The organism is Candidatus Anoxymicrobium japonicum (genome assembly GCA_002843005.1).
Classification (GTDB): Bacteria; Actinomycetota; Geothermincolia; order Fen-727; family Anoxymicrobiaceae; genus Anoxymicrobium; species Anoxymicrobium japonicum.
This window is the reverse complement of sequence record PHEX01000040.1, coordinates 1-15,210: the sequence shown is the minus strand read 5'-3', so window position 1 is coordinate 15,210 and position 15,210 is coordinate 1. Positions and strand designations below refer to the sequence as shown.

Below are 15,210 nucleotides of genomic sequence, written 5' to 3'. Positions count from 1 at the left end.
CAGGTCGTCGGGCACGACAACTCCCGGCACATTCTTGTTCATGTACTTTGCCATGCCGGCGGAGGTGAGCAACACCAGCCCCGCCTGAATCTTCACCGGATACTTCCTCGCGAATTTCATGAACTTCGCGAAGTTGTCCATGTCATAAATCGCCTGAGTCTGCATCCACTGGGCCCCGGCCTCGACCTTCTTCTCGAACTTAATCATCTGTGGCTCGACAGGAACAGCCTCGGGCGTAAAGATGGCGCCCTTGTAAAACTTGACGGGCGCGTTCATCTCGTTGCCGCCCATATCCCTGCCTTCCTCCATCGCACTTATGATGTTCAGCAACTGCACAGACTCGACGTCAAAGACAGCCTTGCACTCCTTGTGGTCGCCGACCGGAACCGAGTCCCCGGTCAAACACAGCACGCTTCGAACGCCGCGCGTGTACGCGAACAACAACTCATTCTCGAGCGACATGCGATTGCGGTCACGGCATGTAATCTGCAGGTTCGGTTCTCCGCCCCTCTCGAGAATAATAAGCGCCGTAGCGAGCGAAGGATACCTCATCACCGAACTCTGGTTGTCGGTGATGTTCATCGCGTGGACTTTGTCCTTCAAGAGGTCTATGTGCTCAATGACCTCCTCGATATCCGGCCCCTTCGGCGGACCGATCTCACCCGAAACGAGGAACTTGCCGGACTCGAGAACCTCCTGGATCGAAGGCTTCGCGTTCTTTACGTTCAACTCTTTCCATACGTTCTCCACACTCATCCTACTCACCATCCTTTGAGCGCTCGATCACGTGCCGACCAGGCTTCAGGACGGGGTTCCAGTTCTTGGGAGGCTGGCACTCCTTCATCTTGTTCAAATTGCCTTCCTTCTCGAGTTGCTGGTAGATAAGCGTCCATGCGCAATCTTTCTCGGGGTCCACCTCACACTTGCCTTCGTTAGTGCCCCCGCACGGCCCGTTGAGAATGCCCTTGTGGCACCTGGTCACCGGGCAGATAGCGCCCGTAATGTCGAGCAGGCAGTCACCGCAAAGACGGCACTTCTCCTCGAACTGGCCCACACGCATGACATTACCCAAAAAGAGCGAGTCGTTCGCCGGAAACACCGGCATTTCCGTGCCATTACGGGCCGACTGGACGCCGGCGCCACATGACATCACAAGCAACGCTTCAGCGTTCTCTATCTCGTTTGCGTGGGCGCGGAACTCCTTCTTTACGTCGAGTTCGTGGCAACCGGTATCGGGAATTACCGAGCCAAAGACATCGAAGCCCTCATCTCTGAGCTTCTCGGTCATCTCCTTGACCTGCTCCTCCCCTCCCGTCTGACAAACGGTGGCGCAATCGCCGCACCCGACAAGAAAGACGCTCTTCGCGCCTTCAAGCTCTTTGAGCACAGCCTCAAAAGCTTTCTGTCTCGTTATGATCATTTGCTCCTCCTGTCCATTCGTGAATCCTTACTTAGTGCCACGTTCCACAAATACAACGCCCTCGCGTCCACTGGTGTGAGAGGGTTGGGAATTTAATTTACGCCCGCGAAGTTGCGCAGGTAACTCGAGATGTCGGCTGCCTCGCGCGGCCCGATGTGGATTTCCCAGTCGGGCAACTCCTCATCGAGCTCGCCTGATATCTGAGCCACGTAGCCGGGTATGATCAGCTTGCGGTGGTTCACCTTGTCGGTGATTCCCGACGTGTTGATGAACTTCGCGATCGTGTCAGGCACAAACTTGCCCGCCGCCCAGGCGGTGAGCACCGACTGGCCCTCGGAGTCAACGATGCCGAGCCACGCGTCCACCTTTGAGGCTTCCACTTCTCCAGACACGATGAAGTAAGTGAGCGAGAAGTTGGTGGTTACCAGAACCGGCGAATCCGCGGTCGGGCTGCCGATCTCGTAGAACTTGCTGTCCACCGCCATCGGTTTCTGTGGATCCGTGTACACGTTCTGTATTTCGACCTGAAGCGGGTACTGCAGCCAGGCGTCAGCCGTGGACATGACTACGACGTCCGCGTACTTCGCGATGTAAACGCACGCGTGCGCGGCCTCGAGGAACACGTCATCCGTCTCCTCGCACGGAAACGCGATGAGCGGGAATCCAAACGCCTTGAACTTCGCGTTGAGAGCCCCTCTTCTGATAGCGACCAGCGCCCCAAAAGTGTCTTTCAGAGAGCGAGTCCCCGGATCGAGCACGAGATCTTTCAGCCCCATCCCTGTCGCCTTTTCGGACAGCTCCGCGAGCGAGTCGAGCCCATCCCCCTTGAGAACCAGTGGAAGCCCCTTCTCCATAGCAAGCGCTCCCATCGCTTCCAGGTTCGCGGCGGTGGCGCAATACAAAAGCGGGTTCTTCCCGTCTATCACCTCGAGAGCGGCTTTCATGCACTCCACGTCCTCAGTCATGGGCATCAGCGCGCACTCTGTCGCGCCAGACACAGCGGTCACAAAATCCTTGAACTTCGACGGGTCGCCGGACTCGCAACGGAGAGCGATCAGCTTGACCTCGAGATGCTGGCCAACTCTCTCCCATGCGTCGGCGTTGGTCTCAGCGACCTTTGCCTTCACTTCTTCGTCCGACAGCGCGTCAGAGATCATGACACCCATGCCCGTCGGATTGACAAACCTCTTCTCGTGCCGGAACAGGACGAGCTCCTCGCCTGTCTTGAACTCGCACGCGCCCTGACCGATTATGACTCCTCTGACAGGCGGGGCCGCGGCTTCCGCGAGTGTAGCCTTCGCCTCATCAGAAACATGCGGGCAATCCTCGAGATTAGCCTGCCCTCCCGCCAGCTTCATGGCAAACGCAAGACACGTCGGAAGCTTGCATTCGCCACAGTTGGTCTTGGGAAGCAACTTGAATATGTCGAGACCGCTCAGTGCCATCTCACGACTCCTTTCTTTTTCACTCGCATTTTAGATAATCCAAAAACGCGACACGGGGGGCCTGACCCCAGGTGTTGCGTTTACGCTCACTAACTGAGCATCGGATCCATTGTGAGCGCGGGGTGCGCTTTCTCCTCGAGGAATGGAAGTATCGCTTCCTCGATTACGCCGACGGTCTCGTCGGCGATCTTGTCCAGGAAATCGGGCGTGCCAAGCTCCTCGGCTCTCTTCTGCAACTGCTCGCGGAGAGTCTCTTTGAGTTCTTTTGGCATCCAGACAATGCGGTGGAAACCACCGTCGGCGCTGATGAACTTCTTGGATGTGATGTAAACCTTGCCGATGCCCACAAAGCCCGGTGTCACGTTGCCGCCGCCGGCGAACCCGGCGAGCGTCGAGAACGACATTCCGCACGGCGTCTCCTTGCCGGTGAACTCGCGGTTAACTATCATCACGCCGTTGGCAATCGGCAGGAAGGCGACGATGCACTCGAAGCACCCGCACGACGTCATGGGATCCTCCATCATGCTGTACGCGTTGAACCTCTCGATCTTCTGGCCGGAATTGTTCCACACGAACTCGTTGACGTTTTTCCACTGGCCCCTGGCCTCGTCGACCGCTTCACCCTTTGGTATCGGCTGGTTGGGGCCGGTCGGGTCGATCTCGTAGGCGGCTTTGCAGTCGAGCCAGTTGTAAGCGCCACAAAGGCCGAGTCTCTCGGGCGTGACCACGCAAACGTGGGTCGGCGCGAACGACTGGCACAGTGTGCACGAGTAGAAGATGTCGGTCGTCTCGTCGGTCATGTCAGCGGTGCGCTCATCGCGCACCCTGTATGTCTCACGCGCTTTCTTGAGCCACTCCTCGCAGTCCGGCAAGTTCGTGAACAGCGTAATCTCCACCTTGTCCACGATAGCGGGAAACTCGCCCAGTAGCTTGGCGTGCAGAATCTCGCCGTAATCGCGGATCTTGAACCCCTTGGCCTGCGCCTTCTTGCTGATTCGCGTCCACACGATGTCGCGCTGGCCCATGTGCCAGACGCCTTCCGCGCCGTTGATGAGATGGTGGCACTGGCGCTCGAGGATGGACTCGAAATCCTCCTGCATCTTCCGACCCGCCACAGAAACAACGATGCCGAGCGGCAGGGCGGCGCCCTCCTCGATGTCGTCGATCTCAGGACCCACAACGGTTATCTTCCCGTCCTCGACCTCGTTCATCTCCTTCATCTGGACAAACTCGAACGCAGAGGTGATGTTCCCGCCAAACTGGCAGTACATGTCATCCTTGCGAATGCGCTCCCCCTCGAAAGCGGGGCCGTACGCCATCGGAATCGGGACTTTTGTGACCTGTATCTTCAGACCACGCACCTCGACCGCCTTCTGGACGATCTGATCGTGCGGAATGTTGGAAACGACGTGCTCGTAGGTGCACACGCCCGTTGGCAGGATCTCCGGTATCGGCGTGTCCGCTACCGTCGGGAAGCCATAGCTGATGGCGCCCGCGGCGTTGGCGTACCACTCGTCCGTGACTTCGCCAAGCGCCATCACAAAGGCGAATATCCTGTTCTTGTTGTACAGGAGCACCTTGCGGTAATCTCCCGGCTTCGCGCCTCCAAAGCTCATGGCCGCGCGCGCCGCGAACCCCAGAGAGTAAACAGCGGAACCGATCTCGCGGCCGTACGGAACAACGCGGGTCTCCCAACCAAGCTGAACTCCAATGCTGTCAAGCTGCTCTGAAACAGTAGTGCCGTTGAAGTTTCCGCTCATCCATATGTACAGGTTCTTCTCCTGGAGCTCCTTGACAATGCTCTCCGCCGTCTGCGGGTCTGGCGCGGAACCCGCCAGTGCGCAGAACCCGGGGGCTGAGCCATCCACGAACTCGACTCCCCTCTCGCGCATGATCACGTCATCGGCGGCCCCCAGCCAGATGCCGTCCACGGGGTTAGGCCCATCAACATACTTGATAGCCTCTTCCATCTCTTCCATGAACAACGTCGCCATCCCGGCGTCGAGGGCTGGGCCCAGATAAGGCGTCCAAAGGTTCTCGGCTGGCACAGGCGGAATAAGCTGCTCCGCTATCTTCATGACTCGCGGACAATCTTTTAACGTCTCGACCTTCTCGCCTGTCATCCCGTAAATTATCGGCAGGTAGTACGCGGTATTGGGAAAGCCGATCTCTTGACCTTCACCATGCTTTTCCAGGGCTTCGTCGATTCTCGCAGCCACCCTGTCGTGAATGGCATGCGCGCCCCTTATTGCGGCACTTGCGATTATCTTAGACATCCAAACTCCTTCTTGTCTCGATCGGTTAGATCTTCAGCTCTCGCCTCATGGCCATGTCGAACAGAACCCGCTCGTGTTTGGCGGCGATCCCCAGCGCTTCGCGCTTCATGTCAATCTTGCTGAGCAGCGCGCTTACCATCTTGTCCGAGTCCGGCTCGAAGCCCCACGTGTTGCCGTAAATTTCCTGGTAGCCCTCGAACAGGTAGTCGGTCAGCGTCTTGCTGCCGGTTGTAGGCCATCTGGCGCCAAAGATGACAGCGGCGCCGGAGGCCACGAAGTACTGGCCGATGGCGATCGCCTTCTCGCTCATCCACTCGGGAGCGCAACCAATTGCCGGAAGGTCGGAAATGTCATCACCCAGACCGCCTTCTTTGGCCATCGCTGTCAGCGCAATCAGTACGCGGCTGTTGTCCACGCAGGAACCTACGTGCAACACCGGCGGGATGCCGACCGCCTCACAGATCTCGCGGAGGCCCTGCGGCATTACACCATCTTTGTATGCAATCTCCGGCGTCATGAGCCCGGTCTTTGCGACCGCCTGAGCGGCACAACCGGTCATCGCCACCAGGCAACTGTTCGCGACGAGCTCGCGGACTACCTGGACGGTAACGCTATCGTGTGGAACCCTCGGATTGGAGCAACCAACAACACCCACGACGCCCCTTATGCGGCCATCAATTATGCCATCGTTCAAAGGCCGGTACGAAGCGCGGAAATGGCCGCCCAGCATGTAGTTGATGTACTCGTGGTTGTAGCCGCCCGTAAACTCGCTCACCGCGCCGGGGATGTCGACCTTGCCCCTGTTGGGGAAGTTGTCGATAGCCATCTCCACGATCTTCTTCGCGCTTGACAGGCCTGTCTCTTCGTGAAATTCCACGTGCTCGGCAAACGGCATCTTGCCTTTAGAGCTCGTGGTGATAATCTTCGTATGGAAACAGTTTGATAGCTCACCGATAGCCTGGTAGACGCACTGCACATCCACGACCATGGCATCGACCGCGCCTGTAATGATCGCGAGTTCCTGCTGAAGGACGTTGCCGGCGATAGGAATGCCGTGCCGCGTGAGTATCTCATTCGCCGTGCAGCAGATGCCCGCGATGTTGATGCCCTTTGCGCCTTTGGCTTCAGCTTTTTTCAACAGCTCCTCGTCCCGCGTGGCCAGAAGTATCATCTCGGAGAGCAACGGCTCATGTCCGTGGACGATGACATTGACCTGATCCGCCTCGAGAACCCCCAGGTTGATCTTTGCCTTGATAGGAGTCGGAGAACCAAACATGATGTCCTGCAACTCCGTCGCTATCATCGAACCGCCCCAGCCATCGGCGAGAGCGCACCTCGAGCCCTGCAGCAGCAGGTTCTCCATGTCCTGGTCCACGCCTATCGACGTACGGTGCATCGCCTCTACTGCCTCACGGTCGATGCCCCGCGGGAAGATGCCAAGCTTTCGCCATATTTCTTTCCGCTTCTCCGGCGCCCTCAGGCCAAACGCTAGCTCGCCTTCCTGCTGGCCGAACATGGCCAGGCACTTCTCGCCAACTTCGAGAGCTATCTCCTCGATCGGCCTGTCCCCCACCTCGACGCCGAGGTCGAGCGCGACCTCCAGCAGCTTGATGCGGTCTTTGACCTGATAACCTTCAGCCTCCCCCTTCGCCGCCATGACCATGGTATGCGCGACCGCGCGTCCATGATCCGAGTGTGCCGCTGAGCCGGCGGCGATCATTCTCACAAAGTTCCGCGCCGCGACAACTTCCGCCGTCGCCCCGCAGATACCCCTCTTTTCAGGGTCGCCTTCTTTCTTGGGGGGCGTCAGTCGGCACGGGCCCATCGCGCAGTTCTTGCAGCAGATGCCGCTCGCGCCAATCGTGCACTCCTTCAATGTCTCGGATCGGCTGAACGCTGTGGAGCAGCCCTGTTCATCAGCCTTCTTGAGCATCTCTATGGACGCCTCACAAGAAGTCCTTTCTTCATAATCCAATTGTCCTCAACTCCTCGCTCTTCTTGAGCTTCTCAGACCCTGCGCGGATCCTCTCCTAACCGATCAACTCGTCGATAACCTTCCGAACAGTCTTTATCGCATCCGGGTGCCTCATTATCAGAATGTCCGCGCCGGCTATAAGCAAGGCCACCGCGGTGACGATCTCCCACAACACGCCACGCTTATTTTCGTCACCCCACTGCGGCTCGTCCAGGGCCGGCGCCTTTGCCTCCTTGGCTTTCCAGGATTCGATTCCCACATCCGCCACCAGCGGCATCTGGGTCATGCTGTCGTCCTGCCTCAGCGCCGCGATCTTGAACCTCTCCATGATGGAATAGGTGTACTCAAGGCCGTACCCCAGGGCGCCGGTAGTCGGATCAACCACGATCTTGCCAACGTCAACGCCCAGATTCGAAAGCAGAATGTTCAGTTGCTTCGCCAGGTTGACGTCTATCGGCGTCTTCGCCACGACGGTCTGGTTATAGCCGAGCGCCGCAGCCCCGATAGTCTTGTAATTGTCTTCCATCGCGGGGCCGATAACGACGTTGCTGCCCTCGCACGCCACCGCGACCGCTTTCAACACGTCGCCGTCCTTGTCCACATCCTCGGCCCCGTAAACCACGACAGGAATACTGACCGCATCGGCTACCGCCTTCGCGGTTCTAGCGGCATCGTCCGCGGATCTGTCATCACCTTTGGGATCGGTGCTTTTCAAGCGCAAAACAATAATGTCGGCGCCAAACTCCTCCTGTGCCTTTTTTGCCCACGCGACCGGATCGGCAAGCACGTCCGACAGAGGCCCGGTCACAACCGGCGACCAATCCTCCGGGTTGTTGTCCCAGACTTCTACCGCGACAAGGGGACGCTTTGGCATCTCGCCTTCCCACAGATAAAACGGCAACACGTTCTCGCCACCGACTTTGACGTCTCCGATTCCCAGGGCAACTTCACGTATTTTAGAATCGGTCGTCTCCTTCACTGCCTCAAAACCCATTTAATTCCACTTCCTTTCTCTAGGGGTCAGGCCCCAACGCAACACCGGGGGTCAGTCCCCAACGCAACACCCCAGACCTCTACCGCGCCTGCATCCTGGCGGCTGTCAGTGCGTTCTTGAGCAGCATCATGTTTGTGACGGCGCCAACCCCGCCCGGGACCGGCGTGATCGCCTTCGCTTTCTCCTTCACGTTGTCAAAATCCACGTCGCCCACGGTCTTCGTTTTAGGCTTTCCCTTGTCGTTGAGGATCGGGTTGCCCTCGTCATCCAGAATCTTCACGCGATTTATGCCAACATCGATGACGACGGCGCCTGACTTGACCAGGTCGGCCGTCACGAGCCCTGCCCTGCCGGCCGCGACAATCAGAATGTCCGCGCCAATCGTATGCTTTGCGAGGTTGCCGGCCTGTGACGTGAAAACGTGTGTGACACTGACTGTAGCGTTGCGGTTGAGGGCCAGCATCGCGATCGGCTTCCCAACGATGTTCGAGTGGCCGACGACAACTATCTCCGCGCCCTCGAACTCGACCCCTACCCTGTCCAACAGCTCGATGCACGCCGACGGAGTGGCCGGCGCGAGCGTCGGCTCGCCAAGAAGCAGGCGACCCATGTTGGCCGGGTGAAAACAGTCGATATCCTTGTCCTCACGGATGTTCCTGATGACAGTGGAGTCTGATATGTGTTCCGGGTACGGCCGCAGGGGAAGGATTCCGCTTACAGCCGGATCCTCGTTGAGCTCCCTGACAATCTTGATTACCTCTTCCTCTGTTGTTTCCGCCGGAAGAGTTTTCTCGATGTAGTTGAATCCAACCGATTCACAGTTCTTCTCGACCTGCCCGCGATACATCTTCGAGCCGAAGTCATCCCCGACCAGCAAGGTCGCGACGCCTGGCGCGACGCCCTTTGCCTTCAGCTTTTCGGTCTCAGCGACTATCTCTGTCTTGATCTCGTCCGCTATAGCGTTCCCGTCTATTATCTCCGCCATCTCACGCCTCCTGGTCAAGTTTCTAGCCAAGTTTCTCGTATGTCATCCGCACAACTTTATCCTTCAACTCACACGTCCACGCCAGTATATTCTGAATTCCCGCCCATTTCTCCTCATTGAACGCCTCGTCTTTTACGCTTTTCAGGTTGATCTTCACGTTCAGCGCCGCGCACCCGGCCGACGCGTCGGCAAGCAGCGCGGCCACGCCGGCATCGCTCACCGCGTTGACGTTGCCGATATCCGCCGCGATCTCGGATAATTTCGCGACCTCTAAACATTGCTCCGCGATAGCGTACGGCACGAGCGTCGCTCTTTTAAGCGCGGCCTGAACCGCCACGTCCCTCTTCGTCTTCTCCTCATCCGTTTCGCGAGGCATCTTGAAAGCCGCGGCAAGTACCCCGTATACCTCTGTGTCCTTCTGAACCAGGTTCTCGAGTGTCGCGCGCGCTTTTTCGGAAGAGTTCACGAGCTCGATTATACTATCCTGCACGTCCGCGTACTTCTCACGGCCAGTAGTAAGGTTGGCCACCATGCTGACCAGCGCGGCGCCGAGCGCCGCGGCAAGCGCGCTCGCCGACCCGCCTCCAGGCTCCGGGGAGCTGGAGGCCAGCCTGTCCAGAAAATCGATTATCTTGCCTTCAACGTACATCTATGTCTTCCCCTTCCATGATACACGTCACCAACCCCCCTGGCCCCCCTTGTCAGGGGGGAAAATATCCCTGGCAACCTTATCAGAGAGGTAACAAACGAACCGCGGCGCGCGCCGTGGACTCTTCGCCCAGCTCAATGAGCGGACGGCCTTTCTCATCGAACCGCGCGACCTCGGGATCATCGGGTATCACTCCCGCAAACTCGATATCGAGCTTTTCGACTTCATCCGCCAGAGCGCCGGACAGTGGCCCGCGAGCGCGAGACAACACCAGGAAAAACCTGCCCACTTCGACATCCATCTGACAAGCCAGATCCCTCAAGCGCTTTGCCGTGGCCAGCCCTTTGAGCGAAGGGTCGCTCACGAGGAACATCACGTCAATGTCCCTTGTCGTACGGCGGCTCAAGTGCTCCATGCCCGCCTCATTATCAATAACCACATACTCGTAACTCTTGTTCAATCGTTCCAAAAACACACGCAGCATATTGTTTATCGCGCAGTAGCAACCAGGGCCTTCGGGCCTGCCCATGCTCACCATGTCAAACCCGTCCGTCTCGATAAGCGCCCGCTCAATTTCAATCTCCAGGATATCCTGCTTGGCCACACCCGCGGGAAGATCCCCCTTCCGGGTCTTTTCAGAGATATCCTCCCGAATGCTCCCTATTGTAGCGTTCAGATCGACGCCCAGCGCCAGGTCGAGGTTGCTGTTCGAGTCCGCGTCAACCGCCAGTATCGGCCCACGTCCACTGTCCAACAGGCGCTTCACCAGAAGCGCGGCGATCGTCGTCTTGCCGACGCCTCCCTTGCCCGAAACCGCTATAACCGTGGTCAAACAGGCTCACCTGTTCCCTCGGCGCCCAGCCGCGCCCTTTCGCGCGATTCGGCGAGTCTCGCCATCACTGTGGGAAACTTTTCTACATGTGTGTGCGGAAAAAACATCGCCGCCATGTACTGATCCATGAAACTCGGTTTAGTCGATAGCTCGAGGTAGGTCATCATGTTGGCTATGCGATCGGCTTCGTCTATGAGATTCTTTGAGAGCGCCATCAGGTAGCTCCCCAGCAACGAGCCGTTGCCCACGAACTTGATCTTGTCAGTGCTCACATCCGGCAAAAGACCGATGATTATAGCCTTGTCGATTTCCAGATACCGGCCGAACACTCCGGCGATCAGTATCTCCTCGACCGTGTCGATATCCATGCCAACTTCCTCGAGAAGGATATTTATGCCGGCGAATATGGCGGCCTTCGCCCTCGTGAGATTGTCGATGTCCACGTCGGTGATTACGACGTCACGGTTCGTCCCGCTTTCTTCGGCCCACGCCAGCACGTACTCGCCACCCGCGTCGCCTTTGCGCACGCGCGGCGTGTCAAGATCCGTGTTGATCTTTCCGCGTTCGTCCATGACGCCGGTAAGCAACAGCTCCGCCAGTGTATCTATCATGCCGGAGCCGCAGATGCCGATCGCCCTCCGGTTTCCGATGGTGATTATCATCGGCTCAAACGTGATCTCGTTGATTCGCACCTGCTCGATAGCGCCGCGCGTGGCGCGCATCCCATGCTTGACCCCCGCGCCCTCGAAAGCCGGTCCCGCCGAGCACGAGCACGTGAGCAGCCAATCCTTGTTTCCCAGCGCCATCTCCCCGTTAGTTCCTACGTCGATATAGAGAACCATCTTCTCCGAGTTGAACATGCCCGACGCCAGAACGCCGGCGACAATATCTCCGCCGACATAAGAGGCGACGCAGGGAGTGCACCTCATATACACGCCCGACGCTATTCTTATGCCGACATTCGACGCCTTTATCCACGGGAAAAACTGCGCGACCGGGATGTATGGATCAACCCGTATATACCGCGGATCCAGGCCCAGCAGCAGGTGAATCATGGTGGTGTTTCCCGACACCACCATGTGCGTGATGCTGCAGAACTCTATGCTTGTCTTCTCGACGATCTGCTGAATCAGTCCCCAGATCGTGGACACCGCGACCGACTGGAGCTTGGCGAGACCGGTGGATCGAGTCGAGTAGATAATACGCGTGATGACATCCTCACCGTAAGATATCTGGCCGTTGTAGTCCGATGCCTCAGCGATTACCTGGCCTGTCTGCAGGTCGATGAGCTGAACAGAGACCGTGGTGGTGCCGAGATCAATCGCGAGCGCGGCCTGCCTGGGTGACGCATCGCCTTTCTCGATGCGCACGGCGCGCAGCTCCTCGCCACGGTCGAGAACCGTGACGGTAACGTCAAAACTCGCGGCTCGGATAAGGTCGGGCAACGCCTGCAGCATCGGGTAGTCGATTACAACGTCCTTGAGATCCGCGAGCCTGGAAAGTTCACGTTTGATGCGCTCGGCGTCCGACAGGTTGTCCTCGAGAGTAGGCTTGTCGAGCACCAGGTGAAACTTTGTGGTAGGGGGATTCAGCTCCCACTGTGGCAACCGTTCGGCCCAGTCCTTCGCCGAGAGCGTATAGCCCTTCAACGGTATAGGCGGTCGCCTGGTGAGAGCGCTCTTGTCGCCGAGCTGTGTCTCAATCGGCACCCTGACTTCGACATCGCTCTCGATCGTAGTGGAGCACGCCAGCACGTAGCCCCGCTTTACCTCTTCCTCTGAAAGCTTGCTCGAGAGCTTTTGTGTGACCTTGCCGTTCTCGACGATGACACGACACTTTCCGCAGTAACTCTCACCACCACAGGAAGCGTTGATGTGAACGTCAGCCTCCATGGCCGCTCGAAGCAGGTTCTCTCCTTTGTTGACCTCGATGCAGCGGTTCTCCGGGTAAAAGCAAACCCTGACTTTTTCCATTATCGCTCGCTACGCCCCATGCTAGAACAACCCCACTATCCTGCCGCCTTCGACGAGGTCAACCTTGTTGCCGGCGGGCTCGCTCGGCAGTCCGGGCATGGTCTTCATCTCACCGCAGAGCGGATACAGGAAACCGGCGCCAATCGTCGGCCTTACATCCACAACGGGCAATCGCCATCCAGTCGGGCGGCCCTTGAGGTTCGGGTCGTGCGAAAGAGAAAGGTGCGTCTTTGCCATGCACAGCGGCAACTTGTCATAACCGGCATCTGTAAAGCGTTTGATTGCCGCTTCCGCAACAGGCGTGTAATCGACTCCATCCGCTCCATATATCTTTGTGGCTATGATCTCGATTTTCTCCTTGATGGAGCTGTTGATGTCATATGTGTACTTGAAGTCCTTGGGCAACTCGCACGCCTTGACTATGGCTGCGGCGGCTTCCTTTCCGCCCTCGCCGCCTTTTGCCCAGACTTCGATCGGCTCACAGAAATCCGCGCCCGCGCTGAGCGCGATCTCCTGCGCCATCGCCACTTCCTTGTCCCTGTCGGTGGTGCGGCGGTTCACCGTGACGACCACCGGCAGACCGAACGACTTTATGTTCTCGATATGCTTCACGAGATTCGCGCAACCATTCTCGAGCGCCTCGTAGTTCTCGGCCGCCTGCAGCTTCTCATCGATCTTCTTGCCCGGCCTGGCCTCGAAGGCGCCGCCGTGCATCTTGAGCGCCCTGATAGTGGCGGTGATGACGACGCAATCCGGGGTAATCCCGTACTTCTCCAGCACGCGGACCTTGATGTTCATCATTTTCTCGGCACCCATGTCGGCCCCAAAGCCGCTCTCGGTGAACACATAATCGCAGAACCTGGTGGCAACGAGGTCCGCGACCACAGAGTTGTTGCCCTGGGCAATATTCGCAAATGGGCCTCCGTGCATGAAGCACGCGTTCCCATCGAGTGTCTGAATGAGATTCGGCATGATGGCGTCCTTGAGAAGAACCGCCATGGAGCCCGCGCACTTGAGGTCGGTGGTCGTTACCGGCTTTCCGTCGTACGTATAGGCGACAACTATGCGGGCGAGCCTCTCCTTGAGGTCGTCGAGTCCTTCGGCCAGGGCCAGGATCGCCATGACCTCCGAGGCCACGGTGATGTCGAAGCCCGTCTGGCGAGGGTAACCGTTCTGCTTCCCGCCCAGACCCACGACGATGTCGCGCAGCGCGCGGTCGCTGATGTCAACGACGCGGCGCCAGGAAACGGTCATCGGGTCGATGTTGAGCCTGTTGCCCAGGAGGATGCTCGTGTCGAGGTACGCGGCGCAAAGGTTGTTGGCCGCTCCAACCGCGTGAATGTCGCCCGTGAAGTGCAGGTTCAGATCCTCCATCGGGACAACCTGACTGTAGCCGCCGCCTGCGGCCCCGCCCTTGATGCCGAACACCGGGCCCATACTGGGCTCGCGGACGTTGATGATGGAGCTCTTGCCGATCTTGTTCATCGCCTCAGTGAGACCGATCGAGGTGACCGTCTTGCCTTCACCAAGCGGCGTAGGCGTGATAGCGGTTACGTCAATATACTTGGCCATCGGCCTGTCCTTCAGCCTGTCGATGACATCGAGGTGCACCTTTGCCTTGTACCTGCCGTAAAGTTCCAGATCGTCCTCTTCCAGCCCGATTTTCTTCGCGATCTCGACGATCGGCTGCATTTTCGCCGCTTGCGCGATCTCAATGTCACTTGGAACTGCTGCCATTGCTCCTCCTTGGATTTCTGTCTCTACGGACATAAATACACCTCCGTTATTGGAGGCATACGCAGGGATTATACAGAACATGTCACCAGTGTTGCAAACGCGAGCCTGTCCGCGCTTGCGCTTGAGAGCGACCGCGCATCGCCGCCAGCTAAGTGCCCCTTTCCATAAATACAGTAACGTATCGAGAGCGTCGATGCGCCGTTCCTTAAAAGGCCGCGCGACCGAGTCGTACTCGGTGAGTACGGCGAGGAAGCGGAACGCAGCAGGCGGCGGAAAAAGCGCTGAAAGCCGTGTATCAACATCACGGATGGATGTTCCGTTTTACACACTGACCTGGATGAACTGGTCACTGGCTTGAAGGACTATGGTCTTGAAATCAAAGCTGATGCTGGATGGATTGACGAGAGGGTATGTGAGGCATTTCTTGTCAGTCTCCCGACTGTCTGGCGTCAAGTATTCGTTCCCGACGACAACAAGAAAAATCCTGGAGAAGGAGCGCTCTCTTTTGACAAGTCCGGGGCGCCACCTTACACATCAACCACTTTGTTCCGGGCAGGAGTCGAACCTGCCGCCACGAGGTGCCGCTGCGGCGTCCTCAAATGTCCTGGACACCGTCCGCCAGGCCGTGGTTCGAGATTGTGGTTAACTGGCCGGAGTGCGCTGGCCACAAGACGACCACTTATCACATTACTTGGCTGGATTGATCTGCGCGGAGGTCAGATGGCTCCGATCAACACCACGGTCCGGGAGCGTTCCAGATGCTGTGGAACGTCCGTCTATCGGCAAGAGAGGCTACAAGAGGTTCGAGGAATACAATGATGGCTGCGACGACATCCTCAAAGGCATCTGGCGCGTCGATGAGCCTGGCCTTCCGGATAAATCCTTGCCATTGAACCTTTTTGTCTCCGTCGTTCACGAACGAAG

11 protein-coding genes are annotated in these 15,210 nt (G+C 58.0%); all 11 read right to left on the bottom strand.

The genetic code is table 11. The features are described 5' to 3' along the window. Nucleotides 1–756: 5,10-methylenetetrahydrofolate reductase (locus CVT63_05235; protein PKQ27970.1), on the bottom strand; the 756-nt coding region annotated here is incomplete at its 3' end. A 1-nt stretch (nucleotide 757) separates the two neighbouring features. After that, nucleotides 758–1,420 carry a 5,10-methylenetetrahydrofolate reductase gene (locus CVT63_05230; GenBank protein ID PKQ27969.1) on the bottom strand — a complete coding sequence of 221 codons (663 nt, stop codon included), beginning with the start codon at nucleotides 1,418–1,420 and terminating at the stop codon, nucleotides 758–760. A 92-nt stretch (nucleotides 1,421–1,512) separates the two neighbouring features. Beyond that, nucleotides 1,513–2,865, bottom strand: coding sequence for an acetyl-CoA decarbonylase/synthase complex subunit gamma (locus CVT63_05225; GenBank protein PKQ27968.1), 1,353 nt, complete (start codon nucleotides 2,863–2,865; stop codon nucleotides 1,513–1,515). An 89-nt stretch (nucleotides 2,866–2,954) separates the two neighbouring features. Continuing rightward, entirely contained in the window at nucleotides 2,955–5,141 is a 2,187-nt protein-coding gene (cdhC, locus tag CVT63_05220; GenBank protein ID PKQ27967.1) for a CO dehydrogenase/CO-methylating acetyl-CoA synthase complex subunit beta, read from the bottom strand. A gap of 25 nt (nucleotides 5,142–5,166) precedes the next feature. Beyond that, complete coding sequence (gene cooS, locus CVT63_05215; protein PKQ27971.1) at nucleotides 5,167–7,074, bottom strand: carbon-monoxide dehydrogenase catalytic subunit; 1,908 nt, start codon at nucleotides 7,072–7,074, stop codon at nucleotides 5,167–5,169. 97 nt (nucleotides 7,075–7,171) lie between these two features. Further along, nucleotides 7,172–8,110 carry an acetyl-CoA decarbonylase/synthase complex subunit delta gene (locus tag CVT63_05210; protein PKQ27966.1) on the bottom strand — a complete coding sequence of 313 codons (939 nt, stop codon included), beginning with the start codon at nucleotides 8,108–8,110 and terminating at the stop codon, nucleotides 7,172–7,174. Between the two features lie 79 nt (nucleotides 8,111–8,189). Further along, nucleotides 8,190–9,095 (bottom strand): bifunctional 5,10-methylene-tetrahydrofolate dehydrogenase/5,10-methylene-tetrahydrofolate cyclohydrolase, encoded by a 906-nt coding sequence (locus CVT63_05205; GenBank protein ID PKQ27965.1) that lies wholly within the window; start codon nucleotides 9,093–9,095, stop codon nucleotides 8,190–8,192. A 22-nt stretch (nucleotides 9,096–9,117) separates the two neighbouring features. Then, complete coding sequence (locus CVT63_05200; protein ID PKQ27964.1) at nucleotides 9,118–9,744, bottom strand: methenyltetrahydrofolate cyclohydrolase; 627 nt, start codon at nucleotides 9,742–9,744, stop codon at nucleotides 9,118–9,120. 82 nt (nucleotides 9,745–9,826) lie between these two features. Continuing rightward, nucleotides 9,827–10,576, bottom strand: coding sequence for a hypothetical protein (locus tag CVT63_05195; GenBank protein PKQ27963.1), 750 nt, complete (start codon nucleotides 10,574–10,576; stop codon nucleotides 9,827–9,829). Continuing rightward, entirely contained in the window at nucleotides 10,573–12,549 is a 1,977-nt protein-coding gene (locus CVT63_05190) for a ferredoxin (GenBank protein PKQ27962.1), read from the bottom strand. Before CVT63_05190 ends, CVT63_05195 begins: the two co-directional genes overlap by 4 nt. A 21-nt stretch (nucleotides 12,550–12,570) precedes the next feature. Then, nucleotides 12,571–14,286 (bottom strand): formate--tetrahydrofolate ligase, encoded by a 1,716-nt coding sequence (locus CVT63_05185; GenBank protein ID PKQ27961.1) that lies wholly within the window; start codon nucleotides 14,284–14,286, stop codon nucleotides 12,571–12,573. Between the last annotated feature and the right edge of the window lie 924 nt (nucleotides 14,287–15,210).

What these genes read in the sequence shown, in the direction of transcription:
- CVT63_05230 (PKQ27969.1), bottom strand. Translation starts at nt 1,420, where the DNA reads ATGATCATAACGAGACAGAAAGCTTTTGAGGCTGTGCTCAAAGAGCTT.
- CVT63_05225 (PKQ27968.1), bottom strand. Translation starts at nt 2,865, where the DNA reads ATGGCACTGAGCGGTCTCGACATATTCAAGTTGCTTCCCAAGACCAAC.
- cdhC (PKQ27967.1), bottom strand. Translation starts at nt 5,141, where the DNA reads ATGTCTAAGATAATCGCAAGTGCCGCAATAAGGGGCGCGCATGCCATT.
- cooS (PKQ27971.1), bottom strand. Translation starts at nt 7,074, where the DNA reads ATGCTCAAGAAGGCTGATGAACAGGGCTGCTCCACAGCGTTCAGCCGA.
- CVT63_05210 (PKQ27966.1), bottom strand. Translation starts at nt 8,110, where the DNA reads ATGGGTTTTGAGGCAGTGAAGGAGACGACCGATTCTAAAATACGTGAA.
- CVT63_05205 (PKQ27965.1), bottom strand. Translation starts at nt 9,095, where the DNA reads ATGGCGGAGATAATAGACGGGAACGCTATAGCGGACGAGATCAAGACA.
- CVT63_05200 (PKQ27964.1), bottom strand. Translation starts at nt 9,744, where the DNA reads ATGTACGTTGAAGGCAAGATAATCGATTTTCTGGACAGGCTGGCCTCC.
- CVT63_05190 (PKQ27962.1), bottom strand. Translation starts at nt 12,549, where the DNA reads ATGGAAAAAGTCAGGGTTTGCTTTTACCCGGAGAACCGCTGCATCGAG.
- CVT63_05185 (PKQ27961.1), bottom strand. Translation starts at nt 14,286, where the DNA reads ATGGCAGCAGTTCCAAGTGACATTGAGATCGCGCAAGCGGCGAAAATG.